This window comes from Burkholderia sp. Ap-955, assembly GCF_011753045.1.
In the GTDB taxonomy this organism is placed as follows: Bacteria; Pseudomonadota; Gammaproteobacteria; order Burkholderiales; family Burkholderiaceae; genus Burkholderia; species Burkholderia lata_D.
Genome location: NZ_VWWH01000015.1, coordinates 97,135 through 118,441, shown reverse-complemented (window position 1 = coordinate 118,441; position 21,307 = coordinate 97,135). Strand labels below are relative to the sequence as shown.

17 protein-coding genes are annotated in these 21,307 nt (G+C 69.4%); 7 read left to right on the top strand and 10 right to left on the bottom strand.

The features are described from left to right. Positions 1-102 precede the first annotated feature (102 nt). Positions 103-777 (top strand): phosphohydrolase, encoded by a 675-nt coding sequence (locus F3J15_RS11860; protein ID WP_166891059.1) that lies wholly within the window; start codon positions 103-105, stop codon positions 775-777. A gap of 94 nt (positions 778-871) precedes the next feature. On the opposite strand, the gene F3J15_RS11855 is transcribed toward F3J15_RS11860, so the two are convergent. The 7 genes from F3J15_RS11855 to F3J15_RS11825 form a co-directional block, all read right to left on the bottom strand. After that, positions 872-1,984, bottom strand: coding sequence for an alkene reductase (locus F3J15_RS11855; protein ID WP_166891056.1), 1,113 nt, complete (start codon positions 1,982-1,984; stop codon positions 872-874). 80 nt (positions 1,985-2,064) lie between these two features. Then, positions 2,065-3,282: an MFS transporter gene (locus F3J15_RS11850; RefSeq protein WP_166891053.1), complete on the bottom strand. Its 1,218-nt coding sequence runs from the start codon at positions 3,280-3,282 to the stop codon at positions 2,065-2,067. A gap of 177 nt (positions 3,283-3,459) precedes the next feature. Next, positions 3,460-4,377: a LysR family transcriptional regulator gene (locus F3J15_RS11845; protein ID WP_089487279.1), complete on the bottom strand. Its 918-nt coding sequence runs from the start codon at positions 4,375-4,377 to the stop codon at positions 3,460-3,462. Between the two features lie 101 nt (positions 4,378-4,478). Beyond that, complete coding sequence (locus F3J15_RS11840) at positions 4,479-6,740, bottom strand: molybdopterin cofactor-binding domain-containing protein (RefSeq protein WP_166891050.1); 2,262 nt, start codon at positions 6,738-6,740, stop codon at positions 4,479-4,481. Then, a complete protein-coding gene (locus tag F3J15_RS11835; protein WP_089449363.1) occupies positions 6,740-7,240 on the bottom strand; it encodes a (2Fe-2S)-binding protein in 501 nt (166 codons plus the stop codon). The genes F3J15_RS11840 and F3J15_RS11835 overlap by 1 nt, the downstream gene beginning before the upstream one ends. Continuing rightward, positions 7,237-8,523: a cytochrome c gene (locus tag F3J15_RS11830; protein WP_166891048.1), complete on the bottom strand. Its 1,287-nt coding sequence runs from the start codon at positions 8,521-8,523 to the stop codon at positions 7,237-7,239. The genes F3J15_RS11835 and F3J15_RS11830 overlap by 4 nt, the downstream gene beginning before the upstream one ends. Before the next feature lie 338 nt (positions 8,524-8,861). Further along, positions 8,862-9,134 carry a UBP-type zinc finger domain-containing protein gene (locus F3J15_RS11825; protein WP_166891045.1) on the bottom strand — a complete coding sequence of 91 codons (273 nt, stop codon included), beginning with the start codon at positions 9,132-9,134 and terminating at the stop codon, positions 8,862-8,864. Between the two features lie 219 nt (positions 9,135-9,353). Here F3J15_RS11825 and F3J15_RS11820 point away from each other — a divergent pair, with 219 nt between their 5' ends. Next, the gene (locus F3J15_RS11820; protein ID WP_166891042.1) at positions 9,354-10,625 is read left to right on the top strand and encodes an NAD(P)/FAD-dependent oxidoreductase; all 1,272 of its coding nucleotides are present in this window, start codon (positions 9,354-9,356) and stop codon (positions 10,623-10,625) included. Between the two features lie 25 nt (positions 10,626-10,650). On the opposite strand, the gene F3J15_RS11815 is transcribed toward F3J15_RS11820, so the two are convergent. Continuing rightward, positions 10,651-12,099 (bottom strand): efflux transporter outer membrane subunit, encoded by a 1,449-nt coding sequence (locus F3J15_RS11815; RefSeq protein ID WP_166891039.1) that lies wholly within the window; start codon positions 12,097-12,099, stop codon positions 10,651-10,653. Then, a complete protein-coding gene (locus F3J15_RS11810) occupies positions 12,096-13,142 on the bottom strand; it encodes an HlyD family secretion protein (RefSeq protein ID WP_166891036.1) in 1,047 nt (348 codons plus the stop codon). The genes F3J15_RS11815 and F3J15_RS11810 overlap by 4 nt, the downstream gene beginning before the upstream one ends. A gap of 83 nt (positions 13,143-13,225) precedes the next feature. On the opposite strand from F3J15_RS11810, the gene F3J15_RS11805 reads away from it, so the two are divergent. Continuing rightward, the gene (locus tag F3J15_RS11805) at positions 13,226-14,794 is read left to right on the top strand and encodes an MFS transporter (protein ID WP_166891033.1); all 1,569 of its coding nucleotides are present in this window, start codon (positions 13,226-13,228) and stop codon (positions 14,792-14,794) included. Positions 14,795-14,879: 85 nt separating this feature from the next. Here F3J15_RS11805 and F3J15_RS11800 read toward each other — a convergent pair whose 3' ends face one another. Beyond that, positions 14,880-15,860, bottom strand: a complete 981-nt coding sequence (locus F3J15_RS11800) for an alpha/beta hydrolase (protein WP_089449369.1) — start codon at positions 15,858-15,860, stop codon at positions 14,880-14,882. 364 nt (positions 15,861-16,224) lie between these two features. Between F3J15_RS11800 and F3J15_RS11795 the strand changes: the two genes are divergently transcribed. The 4 genes from F3J15_RS11795 to F3J15_RS11780 all read left to right on the top strand — a co-directional run bounded on the left by F3J15_RS11795 (position 16,225) and on the right by F3J15_RS11780 (position 21,240). After that, the gene (locus F3J15_RS11795; RefSeq protein WP_166891071.1) at positions 16,225-16,656 is read left to right on the top strand and encodes a DUF3331 domain-containing protein; all 432 of its coding nucleotides are present in this window, start codon (positions 16,225-16,227) and stop codon (positions 16,654-16,656) included. Between the two features lie 547 nt (positions 16,657-17,203). Then, complete coding sequence (locus F3J15_RS11790) at positions 17,204-19,012, top strand: winged helix-turn-helix domain-containing protein (protein ID WP_166891030.1); 1,809 nt, start codon at positions 17,204-17,206, stop codon at positions 19,010-19,012. A 231-nt stretch (positions 19,013-19,243) separates the two neighbouring features. Next, positions 19,244-19,657 (top strand): DoxX family protein, encoded by a 414-nt coding sequence (locus tag F3J15_RS11785; RefSeq protein ID WP_166891026.1) that lies wholly within the window; start codon positions 19,244-19,246, stop codon positions 19,655-19,657. A gap of 89 nt (positions 19,658-19,746) precedes the next feature. Continuing rightward, positions 19,747-21,240, top strand: a complete 1,494-nt coding sequence (locus F3J15_RS11780) for a mechanosensitive ion channel family protein (protein ID WP_166891023.1) — start codon at positions 19,747-19,749, stop codon at positions 21,238-21,240. Positions 21,241-21,307: the final 67 nt, after the last annotated feature.

Genomic DNA, 21,307 nt, shown 5'->3' with positions numbered 1-21,307 from the left:
GTGTGCTAGCCGGCACGCACCGGTGCGCGCGCCGCCGCGGCCGGGGCACGGCCTTGCCTTGAACGATTTTTCGTCCCGTGCACGGGACAGGAAGGAGACACGATGAACGTTGCGCATACGCGCGCACCGTCGACCGGCGACGAAGTGGCCGGCGTCAGCATTCCGCGCACGACGCTAGCGGTCGAGGCGGCCGACGCGGCGCGCGCATCGTTGCCTGCCGCGCTCGCCGATCATGCCGCGCGCGTGTTCGTGTTCGCGTCGCTCGCCGCGCGGCGTGCGGGCGAAGGGTGCGATGCCGATGCGCTGTACGTCGCCGCGATGTACGCGAACATGGGGCTGAGCCCCGCTTACTGCCGCTCGCCCGAACGTTACGAACTCGACGGCGCCGATGCCGCGCACGCGTTGCTGGTGCGGCATCGGCGCTCGCGCAGCATGCGCGACGACGTATGGCACGCGATCGCGCTGCATACGACGCCCGGTGTGGCCGCGCGCGCGTCGCCGCTCGCCCGCGCGCTGGCCCGCGCCGTGTCGACGGATCTGATGGCAACCGATTTCGACAGCTACACCGCCGACGAGCGCACCGCGGTGCTCGCGGCTTACCCGCGCGGCAGCGGATTTCGCGAAACCTTCCTTGCTGCCGTCGCGCGCGGCGTCGAGCATCGGCCGCAGTCGACTTTCGGCACGTGGAGCGCCGACGTGCTCGAACGCGCGGATCCGGATTTCCAGCGGCCGAATTTCTGCGGGCGCGTGCTGGGCGCGCGGTGGAACGACGCGTGACGGCGCCGTTGCCCCGCGCGGGAATCGGCCGCGCGAGCCACGGTATCGCGATGCGGTGCGCGACGACCCGTGCCGTGCGCGGGGCATCCGCCGGTTATGCGGGCGATTCGGCCGCGTCGTGCCGCGCATAGTCGACGTATCCCGCGCGGTCGCCGCCGTACCAGCCGACGTTTTTCGGCTCCGCGAGCGGGGCGCGTGCGGCGAGGCGCTCGACGAGATCGGGGTTCGCGATATAGGCGCGTGCGAACGCGACGAGATCGGCGTCGCCTGCGTCGATCAGCGCGTTCGCCGCGTCCGGTGAAATGCCGCCGTTGACGATCAGCGTGCCGCGGAACGACCGGCGCGCGTGCTCGACGATGCGCGGCAGGTCGGGCTCGCCGCTCCAGCCGTTGGTGTCGGCCGCGTGCAGGTAGGCGACACCCGCGTCGTCGAGCATCCGGCCGACGTACGCGAGCGTCGCATCCGGATCGGCATCGCGCACGTTGTTGTACTTCGCGTACGGCGAGATCCGCACGCCGACGCGGCCGAGCGGCATCACGCCGCCGACCGCGTCGACGATTTCCGCGAGAAAGCGCGCGCGGTTCGCGACCGAGCCGCCGTAGCGATCGTCGCGGCGGTTCAGCGTCGACGACAGGAACTGGTGCGGCAGGTAGCCGTTCGCCGCATGGATCTCGACGCCGTCGAAGCCGGCGACCATCGCGCGCGTCGCCGCTTGCCGGAATTCATCGACGGCCGCGACGACTTCGTCGGTCGTCATCGCGCGCGACGGCGTCGCGTGAATCTTCGTGTAATAGCCGTTCTGCAGCTGCGCCCATACCTGCAGCTGTTCGAGGTCGTCGTTCACGCCGGACGGCGACAGCGGCGCGGCGCCGCCGAGCAGCGTCAGCGAGCTGACCCGGCCGCCGTGCCACAGCTGCGCGAAGATGCGGCCGCCGTTCGCGTGCACGGCATCGGTGACAACCTTCCAGCCGGCGGCTTGCGCATCGTCGACGAGCCCCGGCGTCAGCTCGAACGCGGCCGACGCGCGGCTGACGTTGGTCGCCTCGGTCACGATCAGGCCGGCCGACGCGCGCTGCGCGTAGTACTCGGCCATCAGTTCGGTGGGCAGCCCGCGCGACGGCGCGCGCGAGCGCGTCATAGGTCCCATCACGACGCGGTTCGGCAGCGCGAGGCCGCGCAGATCATAGGTACTGAGCAGGGAAGACATGGTGGACTCCTTTTCTTCGACGTGGAGCGGGACGGCAACGCGCCCCGCGAACGAATCGGCTTGAAGGGCGACGGCGGGGTTCAGCCGAGCGCGTGACGTTGCGCGTGCGGCCGCCCGACGAGCAGGTAGTGCGCGAGCGCGACGATCGGGAACGCACCGGCCACCGCCGCGACGAGCGACCAGCCGCCATGCTCGTACAGCAGGCTCGCGAGCGCCGAGCCGACGGCGCCGCCGACGAAGATGCTCGTCATGTACAGCGCGTTCAGCCGGTTGCGGCTTGCCGCGTGCAGCGCGTAGATCTCGCGTTGGCCGAGCACCATGTTCATCTGCACCGCGAAGTCGAGCACGATGCCGGTCACGACGAGCCCGTACAGGCCGGTGCCGTGCACGAACCCGATCGCGTACGACAGCGTGCCGGCGACCAGCGCGATCAGCGTCGCGCGCACCGTATGGCCGGCGTCCGCGAGGCGCCCGGCCACCGGTGCCGACGTCGCGCCGATCGCGCCGACCAGCGCGAACAGGCCGATGGCCGACTGCGACAGTCCGTAGTGACGCGTCAGCTCGACCGGCACGGCGGTCCAGAACAGGCTGAACGACGCGAACATCAGGCCCTGGTAGAACGCGCGATGGCGCAGGACGGGCATCGTGCGGACCAGTTGCAGCAGGGAGCCGATCAGCTCGAAATAGGTCGCGCGATGGTCGGGCTGGCGCGGCGGAATCGTCAGCGCGAGCACGGCCGTGACGAGCGTCATCAGCACGGCGGCCGCCGCGAACACGAAACGCCAGCCGAACGCGTCGGCCACGACGCTCGACAGCGGGCGGGCCAGCAGAATGCCGAGCAGCAGCCCGCTCATGATCGTGCCGACCACGCGGCCGCGCGAATGATCCGGCGCGAGATGCGCGGCGAGCGGCACGAGGATCTGCACGGCCACCGAGCTGAAGCCGATCAGCAGCGAAATCGCGAGAAAGAGCCCGGGGGTGCGCACGAGCGCCGCCGCGGCGAGGCTTGCAATCGACACGACGGCCGTCACGATCATCAGCTTGCGGTTCTCGAGCAGGTCGCCGAGCGGCACGATGAAGAACAGGCCGAGGGCGTAGCCAATCTGCGTCAGCGACACGATCAGGCTCGCCGTGCCGCCGGACATGTGCAGGCCCGGCGCGATGAGTTCCGTGATCGGCTGCGCGTAGTACAGGTTCGCGACGATCGCGCCGCAGCTGAATGCGAACAGCAGGATCAACCCCTGCGTGAGTCGGGTGCCGTGCGCGGGCGGCGCGAGCGGCGTGGAATCTGCTGACATGGTGGACTCCTTGAGAAGTGGGAGGCGTGGCACCGTGTCGCCGCGCCTGAATGGGGTTCGCGTGGCGCGCGATACGGTGCACCGCGTTGCCGTCCATACTATTGATCGATCGATAAAATCAGAAGCGAGCCGCCGCGCAATCGAGCTTTGCGCGGCACGCAAAGGTGCCGCGTCCGGTCAGCCGCGCTTGCCCTGCAGCGTCGGAATCTGCTCGAACAGGCCCGCGAGCCAGTCGACGAACACCTTCAGCTTGACGGGCACGTGGCGATTGGGCGGATACAGCACCGAGATCGGCCGGGCCGGCGCGTTGAAATCGGTCAGCACTTCGCGCAGCCGGCCCGATTTCAGATAGGGCTCGACGAGGTACAGCGACGTCTTGATCAGGCCGATGCCCGCGACGCCGCACTCGATGTAGTTGTCCGCATCGTTGACGGCGACCGTGCCGCACATCTGCACGACGCGCGGCTCGCCGTCGACGACGTAGTCCCACACGCGGGGGCGCCCGGTATCGGCCGAGATGTGGCTGACCGCCACGTGCTGCGCGAGATCGTCGACGGTCTCCGGCTCGCCGCACCGTGCCAGGTACGCGGGCGAGGCGCACGTGCAGGTGGTCAGGCTGCCGATGCGCCGCGCGATCATCCCCGAGTCGTCGAGCGCGCCGATGCGCACCACGCAGTCGACGCCTTCGCCGACGAGATCGATCTGCCGGTCGGTCACGCCGAGCTCGATCATGATGCCCGGATGGGCGTCGAGGAAGGTCGGCAGCGCGGGCACCACGACCTGCTTGGCCATCGCCGGCGGCAGGTTCACCTTCAGCCGGCCGCGCGGCACGTTGCGCGCCTGCGAGACCGACGCTTCCATGTCGTCGATTTCGCGCAGCACCGCGACGGAACGTTCGTAGTAAGCCTGACCGTCTTCGGTCAGCGAGATGCGGCGCGTCGTGCGGTTCAGCAGCCGGCAGCCGAGGTGCTGTTCGAGCGCGCTGAGCAGCGCGGACACGCGCGGCGTCGTGAGGCCGGTCGTGTCGGATGCGCGCGTGAAGCTGCCGGTTTCGACGATGCGCGTGAACACGCGCATCGAAAGCAAGGTATCCATCGTCGGGAGGGCTCCAGTCCTGTCGGGTCGCGGCGCCGGTGCATGCCGGCGCCGTCCGTCTTGTCGGGTATCGGTCGCGCGTATCGGGCGCGACCGAATCGCTATGCGTCGATGCGTCGTCTCAGCGCGTCGCCGGCGAACGGCATTTCGCGCATGCGCTGGCCGGTCGCGTCGAAGATCGCGTTGGCCAGCGCGCCGGCGGTCGGCCCCATCGACGCCTCGGCCGCGCCGAGAAACGGCGCGCCCGGGCGATTGATCAGGTGGACCTTCACGCTCTGCGGCGCGGCCGAGAAGCGCAGGATCGGGTAGCTGCTCCAGTCGAAACTGCGAATCCGTTCGGTGTCGTACTTCAGCGCCTCGTACAGCGTCCAGCTCGCGGCCTGCACGATGCCGCCCTCGATCTGGTTGCGGATCCCGTCCGGCGACACGACCTGCCCCGCGTCGACGGCGGCTTCCGCGTGCTCGAGCGTCACCTGGCCGGTTTCCGGCACGACCGACACCTCGACCGCGATCGCGACGTACGCCATCAGGTTCTTGTACTTGCCGAACGCGAAGCCGACGCCGCGGTTGCGCGCGCGCGGCGGCCGCGGCCAGCCGAAGTGCGTCGCGGCGAGCTTGATCACCTGAAGCGCGCGATGATCTTCCATGTGGCGCAGCCGGAATTCGACCGGATCGACACCGGCCGCGTGCGCGAGTTCGTCCATGAAGCTTTCGATCGCCCACACGTTGGTGTGTGCGCCGAGCGAGCGCATCGCGGACGTCTGCAGCGGCATCGTCGGCGAGAAGTTGTTCACGATGTGCTGGTTCGGCAGCGCATACAGCGGAATCGCGTTGCGATCCGCGCCGCCCTCCGGTTGCAGCATCGGCGTCGACGGCGCGGGCACGAACGGCGGCTCCAGCATCCGCGCCGGCAGCAGCCGGCCGGCGTTGACGATCCGCTCGTTGTGCGAACTGCTCCACAGCGCGTAGTTCCAGTCGACGATGCGGCCGTTCGCGTCGAGCGATGCGCTGACCTCGGTCACCATCGCCGGCGTGAAGTGGTCCCACGTGTGTTCCTGTTCGCGCATCCATTGCACGCGAATCGGCTTGCCGGGCATCGCGGCGGCGATCAGCGCCGCGTGTGCGGCTGCATCGTCCGCCGCGTTGTGGCCGTAACAGCCCGATCCTTCGGTATGAATGCAGCGGACGTTGGCCTTCGGCATCGACAGCATCTCGGCCAGCGCGTCGCGCAGCGGATAGACGCCTTGCGAATGGGTCCACACCGTCATCGTCCCGTTCTCGAGGTGCGCGACCGCACACGACGGCCCGATCGAGCCATGCAGCAGGTAGTTTTTCAGGAACGTCGCGTTCAGCGTCTTCACGGCCGGCGCGGTGGCCGCGTGCGTGTTCGCGATCTCGATGCGCTGCGTCGAGATCCGCTTCAGGTCGGCGTGCACGGTGGCGCGATCGGGCAGCTTGCGGCCGGGCGACCAGCGGCACGCGGCGGCGAGCGCGCGCTGGGCGACCACCGCCTGCCACTCGCCCTGCGCGACCACCGCGAGCATGCTGCCGTTGCGCACGATCCGCACGACGCCCGGCAGCTTCAGGATCGCCGCCTCGTCGAACGACAGCAGCTTCGCTTCGTACACCGGCGGCATCACCACGCGCGCATGCAGCATGCCGGGCAATTCCATGTCCTGCACGTAGCTGACGCCGCCCGTCACCTTGTTCGGGATGTCGACCCGCGGCAGCGACGTGCCGATCACCGTGAACGTCGCCGGGCTCTTCAGCGGCGACGTGGGTGCGGCGCTGCGATGCAGGTCGACGGTGCGGATCGCGTCGCCGTAGGTCATCGTGCGGCCGTCGGGCGCCTTGATCACCGCGTCGGCGGTCGTCAGCGTGTGCGCGTCGACGCCGAAACGCTTCGCCGCGCCTTCCACCAGCAGCGCACGCACCTGCGCGGCCGCGTTCAGCAGCGCGGAACCGCTGTCGGCCATCGTGTGGCTGCCGGCGGTCAACCCTTCGTCGGGCGATGCGCCGGTGTCGGCCGTCAGGAACGTAATCAGCGACGGCTTCATGTCGAGCTCTTCGGCCGCCACCTGCAGCAGCGCGGTGCGCACGCCGGTGCCGAGTTCGACCTTGCCGGTGAATACGGTGACCTTGCCGTCCGGCGCGATCTTGATCCATGCGTCGAGCAGCGGATTGGTCTTCAGGCTGCCGGCGAGCGCCTGCGTGGCTTTCGCCACGTGCACGGCGGCCCCTTCGTCCGCGATCACGAGCTGTGCGGCCGCGCGCGCGGCCGGCGCGAGCGTGAACGCGACGAACAGCGCGCCGGAGACGATGAAGTGCCGGCGGCCTTCGTCGATATCGTCGTGGGAATTCATTACAGCCCCTTGCTGATCGTGACGGGAGCGGAAGCCGGTTCCGGGGCCGGCAGCCCCGCGACCGAGCGCACGGCCGCGAGAATCCGCATGTGCGTGCCGCAGCGGCACAGGTTCGGTTCCATGTGCGTACGCAGCTCCTGTTCGGTCGGCTTCGGGTTGCGCTCGAGCAGGGCCTGCGCGCGCATGATCATCCCGGCGATGCAGTAGCCGCACTGCGCGGCCTGATGCTCGACGAACGCGCGCTGCAGCGGGCCCGGATGCTCGGCGGTGCCGAGGCTCTCGATGGTGCGCACGCTGCGCGTGCCGATCGCGGCCACCGGCATCAGGCACGAGAACGTCGGCTTGCCGTCGACGATCACCGTGCATGCGCCGCACTGGCCGAGGCCGCAGCCGAACTTCGCGCCGTGCAGGTGCAGGTCGTTGCGCAGCGCGTACAGCAGCGGGGTGGATGGATCGATGTCCAGCGTGTGCCGCACGCCGTTGACGGTGAGGGTAATCATCGTGCGGTGTCCTCTTTTCTGAGCTTCGCGGCCATCGCGTCGACGCCCGGCCACGCGGGACGATCGGTATAGGTCTCGCGCACGTACGCGGCGAGATCGGCGATCTGCGCGTCGTCGTACTGGTCGATGAACGACGGCATATAGTTGAGCGTGTCCTCGCCGTGCCAGCCGATGCCGTTGAACATCATCTGGATCGCATTGCGCGGCGTATCGGCGTTCACGGCCGTGCTGAACGCAAGCGTCGGCCGCTCGCCGATCGATTGCATCGGCGCGGCCGGCCCGTGGCACTGCGCGCACGATGCCTGGAACAGCACCGCGCCGCGCTGCGCGGCGGGCGTCGTCGCGGCGCGTTCGGCCGGTGCGGCGGCCGTGGTCGAACGCGGGGTCGCCGACTTCTGGATCGACAGGATGTACGCGGCGATCGCTTCCACGTCCTCCACCGGCACCGTCGCGAGATCGCGCGTGACCGGCAACATCGGCCCGGCCGCCGCGCCGTGCTCGCTCGCGCGGCCGGTGCGCAGGTACGTGACGAGCTGCGCCTGCGTCCACGGCCGCGCGGCATGGCCGAGCGTATTGAGCGGCGGCGCTTCCCAGCCGTCGACGATACCGCCGTCGAATGCGCGGCCGCGCTGCTCGCCGCCGATCGCGTTCAGCGGCGAATGGCACGACGCGCAATGGCCGAGCCCGTCGACGAGCATCCTGCCGCGGTTCCATTGCGCGGACTGCGCGGGGTCCGGTTGATACGCGCCTTCGCGCAGGAACAGCACGTTCCAGAACGCGACCAGCGGCCGGAAGTTCAGCGGAAATATCAGGTCGTTGGCGGGCGCCGTCGCATGTACCGGCTCACGCGTCATCAGGTACGCGTACGCGGCGGCGATGTCGTCATCCGACATCTTCGTGAAATGGATGTACGGAAACGCCGGGTACAGCGGCTGGCCGTTACGCCCGATGCCGGTGCGCAGTGCACGGGCGAACGCGTCGCGCGACCAGCGGCCGATACCGGTTTCCGGATCCGGCGTGATGTTGGTCGCATAGATCGTGCCGAACGGCGTCGCGAGCGGCAGGCCGCCCGCGAACGGCTTGCCGTCCTTCGCCGTGTGGCACACGACACAGTCGCCCAGCGCGACGACGCGCGCGCCGGCGCGCACCAGTTGCGGATCGAACGATGCGGCGGCGGGCGGATCGATCGGCGCGATCGACGGCCGGACCATGATGCCGATCGCGACGGCGCAGGCCGCGATCGCGATGCCGGCCGCGCCGATCCAGAGTCGTTTGTGCTTCATGCGCGCTCCATGCGACGCGGTGCGGCGCAAGTGATGCGATGCGCGGCAACACCGGACGATGCATGTCGGCCGTGCGTGGCCGTCCGATGCGGCCGCGACCGTCTTGCGGCGCGGCGGTGATTGGCGACGGGGATCATGTTCTCACTCCAGCAGTCGATAACGGGCGCCGAGCGCCGTCCTGCGCGGCAGCTCATGAACGGCAGTCTACGCAGAGGCCGCGATCATTGCCTGAAGCGGCGCTGAAACGTTCTGAACGGTGTCCCGCCCCGGATCGGCCGGGGCGCGGCGCGCGGGGCGGATGACGGGCGCGCTGTGTCGCGGCGGCCCCGCGCATCGCATCAGGACGGGATCTCGCCGGCGACGACTTCGTCCTCATAGCACCAGATCCAGCGCTCGCCAGGCTCGATCGAGCGGACGAGCCGGTGGCCGGTTTCACGGAAATGCCGGCTCGCGTGGCGATTCGGCGACGAGTCGCAGCAGCCGACGTGCCCGCAGATCAGGCACATGCGCAAATGCACCCAGCGGCTGCCGGATCTGATGCATTCCTCACAGTAGTCCTTGTCGGTGTCGAACACGCGTGCTTCGTCGAGATGCGTACAGGCGTTGGCCATCTTGCGCTCCGATGCCGGCGCGGGAGCGACGCTCGCGGCGCGGCCGGCACGAGGCCGCAAGCGGGGGGTACGCGGCATTGTGCAGCGTCGCGTCGCTGCCGGACCTTAATTGTCATGAAGCGGCCCGCGCGGCGCGCGGCGGCGGCGTACAGTCGCGAATGCGTCCGGCAGCGGCACCGGCCGGACCGCATCCGACATCGACATCATCGGGAGGCGCTCATGGATCAACCGCAACACGTGCGGATCGTCGGTTTGCCGCGCAGCAGGGACGCGTACGCGATCCGCGATTTCCTGCAGCGGCGCATGATTGCGTACGACTGGTGCGAGCTGACATCCGACGCCGACTGCGCGCAGGTGCTCGGCATCGCGCCGCTGCGCGACATCCGGCTGCCGGTCGTGATCTTTCCGGACGGCTCGCGCCTGTACCAGCCGACCCTGGCCGAGATCGCCGCGCGGCTCGGCTGGGTCGCGCGTCCGCGCTTCGTCGAATACGACGTGTCGATCTACGGCGCGGGGCCGGCCGGGCTGTCGGCGGCGGTCTACGCGGCGTCCGAAGGGCTGCGCGCGGTCGTGATCGAGCGCGGCGCGATAGGCGGGCAGGCCGGCACGAGTTCGCTGATCGAGAACTACATGGGCTTCCCCGACGGCATCCCGGGCGCGGAGCTCGCGGAACGCGCGCGCGAGCAGGCGGTGAAGTTCGGCGTCGAGCTGCTGACGATGCGCGAGGGTGTGCATGCGACGTTCGTCGACGGCAAGATCCGCGTCGAGCTCGCCGACGGGTCGATCCTGGTCGCCCGCGCGAACATCTGCGCGACCGGCATCGAATACCGCAGCCTCGGGTTGCCGGAGGAGCCGGCGTTTCTGAATGCGGGGCTGTTCTACGGCGCCGGGTCGAGCGAAGCGCCGATGTGCGCGGGCGAGCAGGTGTTCATCGTCGGCGGCGGCAATTCGGCCGGCCAGGCCGCGATGAATTTCTCGCGGCATGCGCGTCAGGTGACCATGCTCGTGCGCGGTGCGTCGCTCGCGGACACGCTGTCGCGCTACCTGATCGACCGGATCGAGCGCACGCCGAACATCGAGGTCCGCTACCGGTCGAGCGTCGCCGCGCTGCACGGTGACGGCTGGCTCGACGCGATCGAGCTTCGCTCGGCGGATGGCACCCGCGAACGGCTGCCGGCCACGCGCCTGTTCGTGTGCATCGGCGGCGCGCCGAATACCGACTGGGCGAAGGACACCGACATCATTCGCAATCCGGACGGTTATCTGGTCACCGGCGGCGACCTGTACGACTGTCCGTCGTTCGAGCGCGTATGGCCGTTCGAACGACGGCCGTATCACCTGGAAACCAGCGTGCCGGGATCGTTCGCGGCCGGTGACGTGCGATCCGGATCGGTCAAGCGCGTCGCGTCGGCGGTCGGCGAAGGCGCGATGGCGGTGACCTTCGTGCACCGGTTTCTCGGCGAGGATGCGCATCGGCTCGCGGGCGCGTGATGCAGGTGCGGGCCGTTCGATGGATTCATCGCGCGTCCGCGTGCGTCGCGTCGCGCCATCCGTCCCGGCCGGCGCGTGCCGGCGGCGTCCACCCGCCGCCCAATGCGCGCACGAGGCTCACCGTCGCGACGGCCAGCGCCTGCCGGCTGTGAATCAACTGGCGCCGCGCATTCAGCGCATCGCGATCGGCGTCGATGACCTCCAGGTAGCTGACGTACCCGTGCGCGTAACGGCTCAACGACAGCCGCGCCGCCGCATCCGTCGCGCGCGCCGCGTTGTCGTAGCGCACGATCCGCTCTTTTTGCGCGGCGATGTCGTTGAGTGCGTCCTGCACGTCGCGCAACGCGCCGATCGCGATCGCGCGATAGTTGGCGTCGGCGACGTCCGTGCCGGCCCGCGCGGCCGCCACCATCGCCTCGCGCTTGCCGCCGTCGAACAGCGTCAGCGCGACGTTCGCACCGAGGCTCCACAGTGAACTGTTGCGGTCGAGGAACGTGCGCAGGTCGCGGGTCGCGAAGCCGCCATCGGCGGTCAGCGTCAGTGTCGGCAGCCACGCGGTGCGGGCGATGCCCAGTTCGAGCGATGCCGCATCGGCGCGGCGTGCCGCCGCGAATACGTCCGGGCGTTGGGCAAGCAGCGCGGACGGTAGCCCGGCCGGCACGTCCGGCACTTGCACGGGCACGGCGCGCGCGTCGACGTCGAACGCGGTCGGCGACACGCCGGTCAGCACCGCGATGGCGTCGACGAGGTTCTCGCGCAGCCGGCGGCTCTCCGCGAGATCGGCATGCGCGGTATCGAGATCGGCCGACGCGCGCAGCCCGTCGAGATCGCTCGCCGCGCCGGCCCGCACGCGTGCGGCGATCACGTCGAGCGCGGTGCGCCGCAGCCCGATCGCGCGCGTGAGCGTCACGAGATCGTCGTCGACGTAACGCAGTGTCAGGTAGTCGACGGCCACTTCGGTCGCCACCCGCAGACGCACCGCATCGCGGTCGGCCGTCGCCTGCAGCACGTTCTGTTCGCCGATGTCGGCGTCGCCGCGCAAGCGGCCCCATAAATCGACTTCGTAGCTCGCGGCGACGGGAACCGACCAGTTGTGCATCGTGCGCTTCGGCAGCGCGTTGTCGACCGTGCCGGATACGCGCGTGCGGCTGAACGACGGGTCGACGCGCACGGTCGGCGCCAGCGCGGCATCGCGCACGCCGAGCAGCGCTTGCGCCTGGTCGACGCGCGCGGCCGCCGCGCGGATATCGAGGTTGTGCGCGAGCGCGGCGTCGACGAGGGTGCCGAGTTGCGGGTCGCCGAACCAGGCCGGCCACGCAGCGAGCGACGGCGTGCGCGCATCGGTCGACGTATCGGTCGACGGATCGGCATGGCGGAACCCGTCGTGTCCGACCGGCACGGGCGCGAGCGGCTGCGGCGCGATCGAGCATGCGGCGAGCATGCTGGCGGCGAGTACGGCGGCGGCGCGCTTCATCGCGATTCGCCGTCGGCTTGCAGCGTGACGACGACCGACAGCCCGGGCCGGATGCGCGGCTCCGTCGCAGCTGGGCCGTCCAGCAGGATCTTCACCGGCACGCGCTGCGTGACTTTCGTGAAATTGCCGGTCGCATTGTCGGGCGGCAGCAATGCGAACTGGGCGCCCGTCGCGGGCGACAGGCTCTCGATGTGGCCAGTGAACGCATGCTGCGGCAGCGCATCGAAGCGCAATTGCACGACGTCGCCGGCGCGCACGCGGCGAAGCTGCGTCTCGCGGAAATTCGCGACGATCCATGGGTGCGGCTCGACCAGCGTGAGCAGCGCCTGGCCGGGCGCGACATGTTCACCGGTCTCGACGGTCTTCTTGCCGACGTAGCCGTCCGACGGTGCGACGACCGCCGTGTAGCCGAGCTGCAGCAGCGCGTCGCGCAACTCGGCGTCGTTCTGGCTCGCCGCGGCGTCGGCGGCCTCAGCGGCGGCGATGGCGCTGCGCCGTTGCGCATCGGCCGCCGCGACGCGCGCGCGGGCCGACTTGCGGGCGGCATCGGCCGCATCGAACTCCTGCTTCGACAGGCCGCGCGGCGTCTCGCGGGTCAATTCGCGTGCACGCGCGTAATCGAGTTCGGCTTTTTCCGCATCGGCGTGTGCGGACACGAGCGCCGCGCCCGCCTGCTCGATCAGCGCGTGTGCGCGGCTCGCATCGGCATGCGCCTGGGCGACGCGTGCGCGCTGCGCCGCGACCCGCACGTCGAAGTCGCGCCGGTCGATCTGCACGAGCGCGTCGCCGGCATGCACGAACTGGTTGTCGTCGACGAGCACGCGCTCGACCGTGCCGGCCACGCGCGGCGAGATCACGTGCAGGTGACCGGTCACGTATGCGTCGTCGGTGCCGCGATCGCGCGCGTCGAACTCGTACACGAGCAATGCGACGAGCAGCAGCGCGATCGCGGCGATCGCGACGATGGCCGGCCGGTGCGAGCGTGCGGGCGCGGCGGGCGGCGGCGCCGAAGCGGCCGGCGTATCGGCGGAAGGTGAGGTCATGATCGGCAAACTCCATCGTACGAGCACGGTTCGACGCATCGCGTTATGCTTGCGCCAGCTTGACAGCGGGGAGCCGCTTGACGATGAACACCACGTTTGCGACTGGTCGTGCCGCGCCGGCGGCGGCGCCGGACATCCCGACGTTCCGGTCGATCGCCGCGATCGCGGCCGTGCTGCTCGGCGCGATCATCGCGACGCTGACGTCGCGCATCACGTCGCTCGGGCTCGCCGACGTGCGCGGCGCGCTCGGCGTCGGTTTCGACGAAGGCGCGTGGATCAACACCGCGTTTACCGCGTCGCAGATGTTCGTCGGGCCGCTCGCGATCGCCGCGGCATTCATGTTCGGCACGCGCCGCGTGCTGGTCGCGGGCGCCGTCGTGTTTCTCGGCGCCGAAACCGTGCTGCCGCTCTGCACGCAGTTCGGCGCGTTCGTCGTGTTCCAGGCGATCGCGGGGCTCGCGTCCGGCGTGTTCGTCCCGCTGACGGTCGGCTTCGTCGTACGGACGCTGCCGCCGCGGCTCATTGCGTTCGGCATCGCCGCGTATGCGATGAATCTCGAGATGTCGCTGAACCTGTCGGCCACGCTCGAGGGCTGGTACAGCGAACACCTGAGCTGGCGCTGGCTGTTCTGGCAGAACGCGGTGCTGACGGTGCCGTTCATCGCGTGCCTGCTGCTGTCGCTGGCGGACGAGCCGGTCAAGCGCTTCGCGTCCGGCATCGATGCGCGCGGGATGCTGCTCGGCGCCGGCGGCTTCGCGTGCCTGTGCGTCGCGCTCGACCAGGGCGAGCGGCTGTTCTGGCTGCAGTCGCCGCTGATCGTCGCGCTGCTGGCCGCCGGCATCCTGATGGTCGCCGCGTTCCTGATCCACGAACTCGCGTCGCCGCGCGCGGGCCTCGATCTCGGCTATCTCGCGCGGCCGAACGTCGCGCTGCTGATCGTGCTCGTCGGCCTCGTGCGCTTCACCGTGCTCAATACGAGCTTCATCCCGTCGCTGTTCCTCGCCAGTACCTACGGGCTGCGGCCGTTGCAGATCGGCGATACGCTGCGCTGGATCGCGATCCCGCAGCTGCTGTTCGCGCCGTGCGTCGCACTGCTGCTGCAGCGCGTCGATCCGCGCCGGCTGATCGTGGCCGGCTTCGTGACGGTGGCGATCGCATTCGCGCTCGGTGCACGCCTTACGTCCGCGTGGGCCGAACCCGACTTCATTCCGTCGCAACTGCTGCAGGCGCTCGGGCAGACGATGGCGCTGACGTCGGTGATCTTCTTCTTCGGCAAGCACGTGACGGCCGAACACGTGTTGACGTTCGGCGCGGTCGTGCAGACGACGCGCCTGCTGAGCGGGCAGCTCGGCACGACGTCGATCGCGGTGATTCAGCGGATCAGGGAGGGTACCCATTCGAATCTCGTCGGTCTGCATGTGTCGCTGTCGGATCCCGAGACGCTCGAGCGGCTGCGGGCCGGCGCGGCGTCGCTGGTCGCGCACGGCGCCACGGTCGCGACCGGCAACCAGGCCGCCTACGCGCTCGTCGATCGGGCGGTGCGCGTGCAGGCGACCACGCTCGCGCTGGCCGACAATTTCCGCGTGGCGATGGCCTTTGCGCTTGCCGGCGCGCTGATCGGCATTCTGCTGCGGCCGGTGCGCTCGCCGTGAGCGCGGCGCGGCTGAATTTTTCTGAAAAATCCTGAAGGGCACGTCTGCCGAAGCGGCGTGCGCGCCGCGACGGCAGACGGCGCGCTTACGCCTGCAGGAACGCGAGCAGCTCGGCGTTGATGCGATCGGCGTTCACGACGCACATGCCGTGCGACCCGCCTTCGATCACCTTCAACTGCGCGTGCTTGACGATCTTCGACGACAGCCGGGCCGAATCGTCGATCGGCACGATCTGGTCGTCATCGCCGTGCAGCACGAGCGTCGGCACGTCGATCTTCTTGAGATCGTCCGTGTAGTCGACTTCGGAAAACTCCTTCACGCACAGGTACTGGCCGTGAATGCCGCCCATCATGCCCTGCGACCAGAACGCGTCGATCGTGCCCTGCGACGGTTTGGCGTTCGGGCGGTTGAACCCGAAGAACGGCACCGCGAGATCCTTGTAGAACTGCGAACGGTTCTCGGCGACGTTCTTGCGGATGCCGTCGAACACGTCCATCGGCAGGCCGCCGGGGTTGGTCGGCGACTTCACCATCTGCGGCGGCACCGCGCCGATCAGCACGGCCTTCGACACGCGCTTCGTGCCGTGGCGGCCGATGTAGCGCGCCACTTCGCCACCGCCCGTCGAGTGGCCGACGAGCGTGGCTTCGCGCACGTCCAGGGCGTCGAGCAGGGCGGCCAGATCGTCCGCGTACGTGTTCATGTCGTTGCCGCGCGACGGCTGGCTCGAACGGCCGTGGCCACGGCGGTCGTGCGCGATCACGCGATAGCCGTGCTGCACGAGGAACAGCATCTGCGCGTCCCACGCGTCCGCACACAGCGGCCAGCCGTGCGAGAACACGACCGGGCGGCCGGTGCCCCAGTCCTTGAAGTAGATCTGCGTGCCGTCCTGGGTGGTGATCGTGTTCATCGAATGGGCTCCTGGGTGGGCTGAAGAGGCGCTGCGGGCGGGGGTGCCGGCCGCGGCCGCCATCGCGGGCAGCGCGGCTGCCGCGACGGCCGTCGCGCCGGCAAGCAGCATGTCGCGGCGGCGCGCCGACGGAACGGCGTCGGTCTGTACGGGGTGCATCTGGACTCCTGAAATATGCGGCGCAACGATGCCGCGCGGGATGGTGGATCGGTAACGACCGGCCGCGGCCATCCCGCCGGCAGCCGGTCCGCTTGCGTCGTCGCACGCCGGTTCGTGCGGGCGCGGACGAACGAACGCCGCCGGGAGCGTATCGCGGCGCGATATGCGCCGTACTGAAATCCGGCTGAATTTTCTTGAACGCGCCGCGGAGGGAAATTGGCCGGGCTGCAGAAAAATTAAGCGCGCGACCGGGACTCTTCAGCGAACGGCGACTATCGTCGACATTGGATCATCCGCACACGTTTTGCGCCGCGCGCACGGATCCGACACCCGCACCGCCCGTCACTTGCCTGGATATGTCGCCATGGATGCCTTCAATCGCTGGGAGCACATGATCACGTCGCTCGGGCCGCCTTCCCTGGCGGGCGTCCGGTCGATGCCGATGCCGCGCGCGCGACAGGCGGACGGCCCGCGCCGCGGCCATCGCGGCGACGCGCCGACGCCGTCGAGCGGCGACATACGCCGCCGCAGCGCGATCGTCACCGCCGAGCGGCAGACCGATTTGTCGATGCTGGTGTCGTGGAGCGACCCGACGCACTGCCGCTACGACGAGCAGCGCTGGATCAGCGCGAAGGCGCGCGGGAGCGGGCGGTGCGCGCTCACCGGCGGGCCGATCCGGGTCGGCGATGCCATCTACAAGCCCCAGTGGCGCGGCGCGAAACGGCCGGCGAACTGCCGCGAGATGATTCTGGCGTCGGCGCTCGACGTGTTCGCCGCGCGGCAGTCCCGGCCATGACGCCCGGCAGTGCGGCGTGGCGTCGGTTGCGACCGGCGCGGTACGTCGTGACGCCATCAATCTCGGAACGGAGGCGACGGCGACACGCTTGCCGATACCGCGCGACGAATGGCCGCGGTTTGCACAGGCCCGATCGCACGGCTGCTCGAAACGGGAATCGTTCCGCTATCGGCACGGAGCGACGATCTACCGGCGCTATATGCGGCGCCCGCGCGCATTCGATCGACCGGCCGAATCAAACGGAAAATATGTCGAATTTTCCCGAACCGGCAAGCATATCGTCTGATATATGTAAATCATATTTACGAGCGAATCGGCAATTCGCACATGAATCGTGCGCCGCCGTGCTTCTCTTGCCGCATTCGGGTGCATATGGTCACATGCGTGCCACACGACGTCGTCACGGCATTTTTCGTCATTTCAAAAAATTCGATCGCTTCATTCTAATAATTTGAATCATTCTGCTACATAAATACCGTAGCATTGACGCGAAACCGGCGCCGGGTTTAAACCGTGCGCCGTTGAATGTCACCATCAAGAAATTGCGATGATCCGAATTGGAACACTTCACGTTTTTCTCGACAGACGTGAAATTCGTTCGAACGGCAAGCTGTTGCGCATCGGTAGCCGCGCATTCGAGATTCTCGAGCTGTTGATTCGGGCGAACGGCGCACTGGTATCGAAAGACGAAATCATGCAGCGCGTGTGGCCGCACACCGTGGTGGAAGAAAACAACCTGCAGGTGCACATCGCGTCGCTGCGCAAGGCGCTGGCCGACGACCGGAACCTGATCGTGACGGTGCCGGGCCGCGGCTATCGGCTCGTCATCGAGCAACATGACGACGGCGGCGCGCCCGTGCGCCCGGCGATGTCGCGGCCGTCCGCCGCGCCCGGCGCGCTGTTCGGCCGCGAACGCATGGTCGGCGAGGTGCTGGCCGCATTGCAGGACGCACGCATCGTGACCCTGGTCGGCGCCGGCGGTATCGGCAAGACGCGAATCGCGATCGAAGCGGCCGCGCGCGCGGACGCGCGTTTTCCTGAAGGCACCGTGTTCGTGTCGCTCGCGACGGTCGCGTGCCCGCGCTTCGTGCCGGATGCGCTCGCGGGTGCGTTCGGCATCGCGCAGCCGACCGGCGCGCTGACCCTCGAAGCGGTGCTCGCCGCGGTCGCACGCCGCCGGATGCTGCTCGTGCTGGACAATTGCGAGCACCTGCTCGATGCCGCGGCGCGGATCGCGAGCGCGCTGACCGATGCGGACGACGGGCTGTGCGTGCTCGCGACGAGCCGGGAATCGCTGCGCATCCACGGCGAACGCGTGTGCCCGGTGCTGCCGCTCGACGTGCCCGATGAAGGCGCGGCCGAACACGATGCGATGCGCGCGAGCGCCGTGCAGTTGTTCGCCGCTCGCGCACGCGCGGCCGATCCGCGTTTTCCGCTCGATGCGCGCAGCCTGTCGCTGATGGCGTCGGTCTGCCGCCGGCTCGACGGTCTGCCGCTCGCGATCGAACTGGCCGCGGCGCGTGCCGCCGTGCTCGGCATCGACGTGCTGGCGGCCCATCTCGACGATCATTTCCGGCTGCTGACGGGCGGTTTCCGCACCGCGCTTCCGCGCCATCAGACGCTGCAGGCGATGTACGACTGGAGCGACCGGCTGCTGGGCGATGCCGAGCGCCTGCTGTTGCGATGGCTCGGCGTGTTCCGCGACGGTTTCTCGATCGAAGCCGTGCGCGCGGTGGTCGGCCCGAACGGGCTGGCCGGCGCCGATCTGCTCGATACGATCGCGGGCCTCGTGTCGAAATCGCTGCTGATCCTCGAGACTGCGCACGGCGCGCCGCGCTACCGATTGCTGACGACCACGCGCGCTTACGCGCAGCAGCAGCTCGACGCGCACGGCGACGGCGCGGCGGCCGCGCGTGCGCACGCCGGCTATTTCCTCGCGTTGTTCCGGCAAGCGGCGCATGGCGGTGGCGCGCGGGGCAGCGAGCACGGCGGCCCCACGCGGCTCGATGCGGTGCGGCGTGAGCTCGGCAACCTGCGTGCCGCGCTCGACTGGGCATTCTCGGCGAACGGCGATGCGGTGCTCGGCATCGCGCTCGCGGCCGTCGCGGTGCCTTGCCTGTTCGACCTGTCGCTCGTCGACGAATGCCGCGAACGGGCGCGCGTGGCGCTCGATGCGATGCGCGACGCCGACACCACGGCAGAGGCCGCCGATGCGCGTGTGCGCTTGCTCGCCGCGTATGCGGCGGCGCTCGCGCATACAGCCGGATCGACGCAGGCGGTGCATGACGCGTGGTCGGAAGTGCACGCGCTCGGCTTCGATGCGGCCGAGGCGGAGCTGCCGGCACGCGAGGGCTGACGGCGGATGGGTGGTGTGCCTTCCGCGTTTCAGAACGTTTCAGCGCGGCTCAAGGACACGGGCACGCGGCACGCGTAGATTGCGTGCGTAAGGCGCGGCCATTCCGGCACGCTTGCGTGGCGATCCTGTGCGCGCGCCGAGATATCGCGACGCCATTCGCCACGCGGGCGTCGCGACGCGTGCGGCGCCACCTGCGCCGCCGCGTACCCGCCCAACCGGACGAACCGCCGCATGAAACTTCCCGAATCCGACCTTTCCCGCCACGCTGCCGACCTCGGCCTGCTGTTCCTGCGCGTCACCGCCAGCGTGCTGCTGCTCGTGGTTCACGGCGTGCCCAAAGTCCTGCACTACACGTCGGAAGCCGCCGCCATCGAGGATCCGTTCCATCTCGGCCGCACGCTGTCGATCCTGTTTGCGATCTTCGCGGAAGTCGTGTGCCCGGTCTTCATGATCGTCGGAGTATGGCCGCGCCTCGCCGCGCTGCCGGTGATGATCATCACGCTCGTCGCGCTGGTGTTCGTCCATCCCGACTGGTCGCTGCGCGATGCGCAGTTCGCGTGGATGCTGCTGATCCTGTTCGGCACGATCGCGATCGCGGGCGCCGGCCGCTATGCGTTGCCGGGCGTGGTGCGCCGGCGCGAGTAACGTGGCCGCGGGTGTCGCCCGCGCCCCCATCCCGCCGCAGCGGCGACGGTCCGACCGTCACGCTGCCGTCGCCATCGTTGCGTTCCGATATGCTGAATCTCTCCGATACCGCGCTGTACGGCGCGCCGATCGTGCTGGCCGATCTCGTCGCATGGCGTCTGTTCGGGCGCGGTCGCGGCGCGATGCGGGCCGTCTGGCGCTGCGCGGCGTTCGCCGCACTGACCGCCGTGCTGTTCGCGCACGGCGTGAGCCCGCTCGCCGTTCCCGCCTCGGCCGCGGGCCTCGACCGCGTCGCGCTCCAGGCCATCTGCATCGTGTGGTGGCTGCAATGCGCGATCGTCTTCAGCCTGCTGCTCGATCATCTGCTGTTGCCGCCCGCGTGGCGCAGCCAGCGGCTCTTTCACGACATCGCCGCGGGCGTCGTGTTCGGTGCGGCGGCGGTCGCCGCGTTGGGCTACGTGCTCGGGCTGCCGTTGAGCGGCGTCGTCGCGACGTCCGGCGCCGTGGCGGTGATCCTCGGTCTCGCACTGCAGAACACGCTGAACGACGTGTTCTCCGGGCTCGTGCTGAACACCACGCAGCCGTTTCGTCTGAACGACACCGTGTCGATCGGCGAGATCGAAGGGCGGATCGTCGAGAGCAACTGGCGGGCGACGAAGCTGATCGACAGCCTCGGCAACCTGGTCGTCGTGCCGAACAGCGCCGCGGCTCGCGCAACGATCGTGAACCTCAGCGAACCGTCCGGCCTGCACGGCGTGACGCTCACGCTCGACGTCGATCCCGCGGTGCGGCCGGCGGTCGTCGTCGGCGCACTCGAGCGGGCAGCGGCCAGTTCGCTCGACGTACTCGCGCGCCCCGCGCCCGTTGCCGTCGTGAAGGCATTCGGCACCAACGCGATCCGCTACGAGCTCCTCTGTTACGTCGACGCGCTGCAGAAGACGACGGCCGCGCGCAACGCGCTGTACGATCTCGTGCATCGGCATCTGGCCGCGGCAGGCACCGCGTGGCGGCCGCTCGCGAGCACCGCGCCGTCAGCGGCGACGGACGGGCGCGACGGGCACGGCCGGCGTGACGTATCGCGCCGGTTGCTGCTGTTGCGTGCGGTGGACCTGTTCGCGCGCGTCGACGACGACGATCTCGCCGCGCTGGCCGATGCGCTGGTATCGCGTTCGTTCGGCCAGGGCGACGTGATCTATGCGTCGAATTCGGATACGCGCGTGCTGACGATCGTCGAATCCGGCGTCGCGGCCGTATTCGTGCCGGGCCCGTCGGGCGACGTCGAGGTGCGGCGCATGGCGCCCGGCGATGCGATCGGGCAATCGGTCGTGCTGGCCGGCACGCGCCTGCATGCGACCGTGCATGCGGTGACCGCGATGGCAGTCCTGCAGTTGCGCAGCGAGGACCTGTCGGCGCTGATCCGCAAGAAGCCGGAGCTCGGCAGGCTGATGTGTGAATCGGTCACCGAACATATCGCGACCGAGGAACGGCTGATGATCCCGCCGGTCGAGAAGGCGCACGCGTCGTTCAGCCTGATCGCGTGGCTCGAGAAGGAAATGAAGCGCGTGCACGATTCGATCGTCTGACGCGGGTCGCGCCGCGGTCAGTGACTTTCGCGGGCGCCGAAGCACGCGCGCGGGCAAGCGCAGCGGC

Excerpts from the sequence above, each read along its gene's own strand:
- F3J15_RS11860 (WP_166891059.1), top strand. The coding sequence starts at position 103 with ATGAACGTTGCGCATACGCGCGCACCGTCGACCGGCGACGAAGTGGCC.
- F3J15_RS11855 (WP_166891056.1), bottom strand. The coding sequence starts at position 1,984 with ATGTCTTCCCTGCTCAGTACCTATGATCTGCGCGGCCTCGCGCTGCCG.
- F3J15_RS11850 (WP_166891053.1), bottom strand. The coding sequence starts at position 3,282 with ATGTCAGCAGATTCCACGCCGCTCGCGCCGCCCGCGCACGGCACCCGA.
- F3J15_RS11845 (WP_089487279.1), bottom strand. The coding sequence starts at position 4,377 with ATGGATACCTTGCTTTCGATGCGCGTGTTCACGCGCATCGTCGAAACC.
- F3J15_RS11840 (WP_166891050.1), bottom strand. The coding sequence starts at position 6,740 with ATGAATTCCCACGACGATATCGACGAAGGCCGCCGGCACTTCATCGTC.
- F3J15_RS11835 (WP_089449363.1), bottom strand. The coding sequence starts at position 7,240 with ATGATTACCCTCACCGTCAACGGCGTGCGGCACACGCTGGACATCGAT.
- F3J15_RS11830 (WP_166891048.1), bottom strand. The coding sequence starts at position 8,523 with ATGAAGCACAAACGACTCTGGATCGGCGCGGCCGGCATCGCGATCGCG.
- F3J15_RS11825 (WP_166891045.1), bottom strand. The coding sequence starts at position 9,134 with ATGGCCAACGCCTGTACGCATCTCGACGAAGCACGCGTGTTCGACACC.
- F3J15_RS11820 (WP_166891042.1), top strand. The coding sequence starts at position 9,354 with ATGGATCAACCGCAACACGTGCGGATCGTCGGTTTGCCGCGCAGCAGG.
- F3J15_RS11815 (WP_166891039.1), bottom strand. The coding sequence starts at position 12,099 with ATGAAGCGCGCCGCCGCCGTACTCGCCGCCAGCATGCTCGCCGCATGC.
- F3J15_RS11810 (WP_166891036.1), bottom strand. The coding sequence starts at position 13,142 with ATGACCTCACCTTCCGCCGATACGCCGGCCGCTTCGGCGCCGCCGCCC.
- F3J15_RS11805 (WP_166891033.1), top strand. The coding sequence starts at position 13,226 with ATGAACACCACGTTTGCGACTGGTCGTGCCGCGCCGGCGGCGGCGCCG.
- F3J15_RS11800 (WP_089449369.1), bottom strand. The coding sequence starts at position 15,860 with ATGCACCCCGTACAGACCGACGCCGTTCCGTCGGCGCGCCGCCGCGAC.
- F3J15_RS11795 (WP_166891071.1), top strand. The coding sequence starts at position 16,225 with ATGGATGCCTTCAATCGCTGGGAGCACATGATCACGTCGCTCGGGCCG.
- F3J15_RS11790 (WP_166891030.1), top strand. The coding sequence starts at position 17,204 with ATGATCCGAATTGGAACACTTCACGTTTTTCTCGACAGACGTGAAATT.
- F3J15_RS11785 (WP_166891026.1), top strand. The coding sequence starts at position 19,244 with ATGAAACTTCCCGAATCCGACCTTTCCCGCCACGCTGCCGACCTCGGC.
- F3J15_RS11780 (WP_166891023.1), top strand. The coding sequence starts at position 19,747 with ATGCTGAATCTCTCCGATACCGCGCTGTACGGCGCGCCGATCGTGCTG.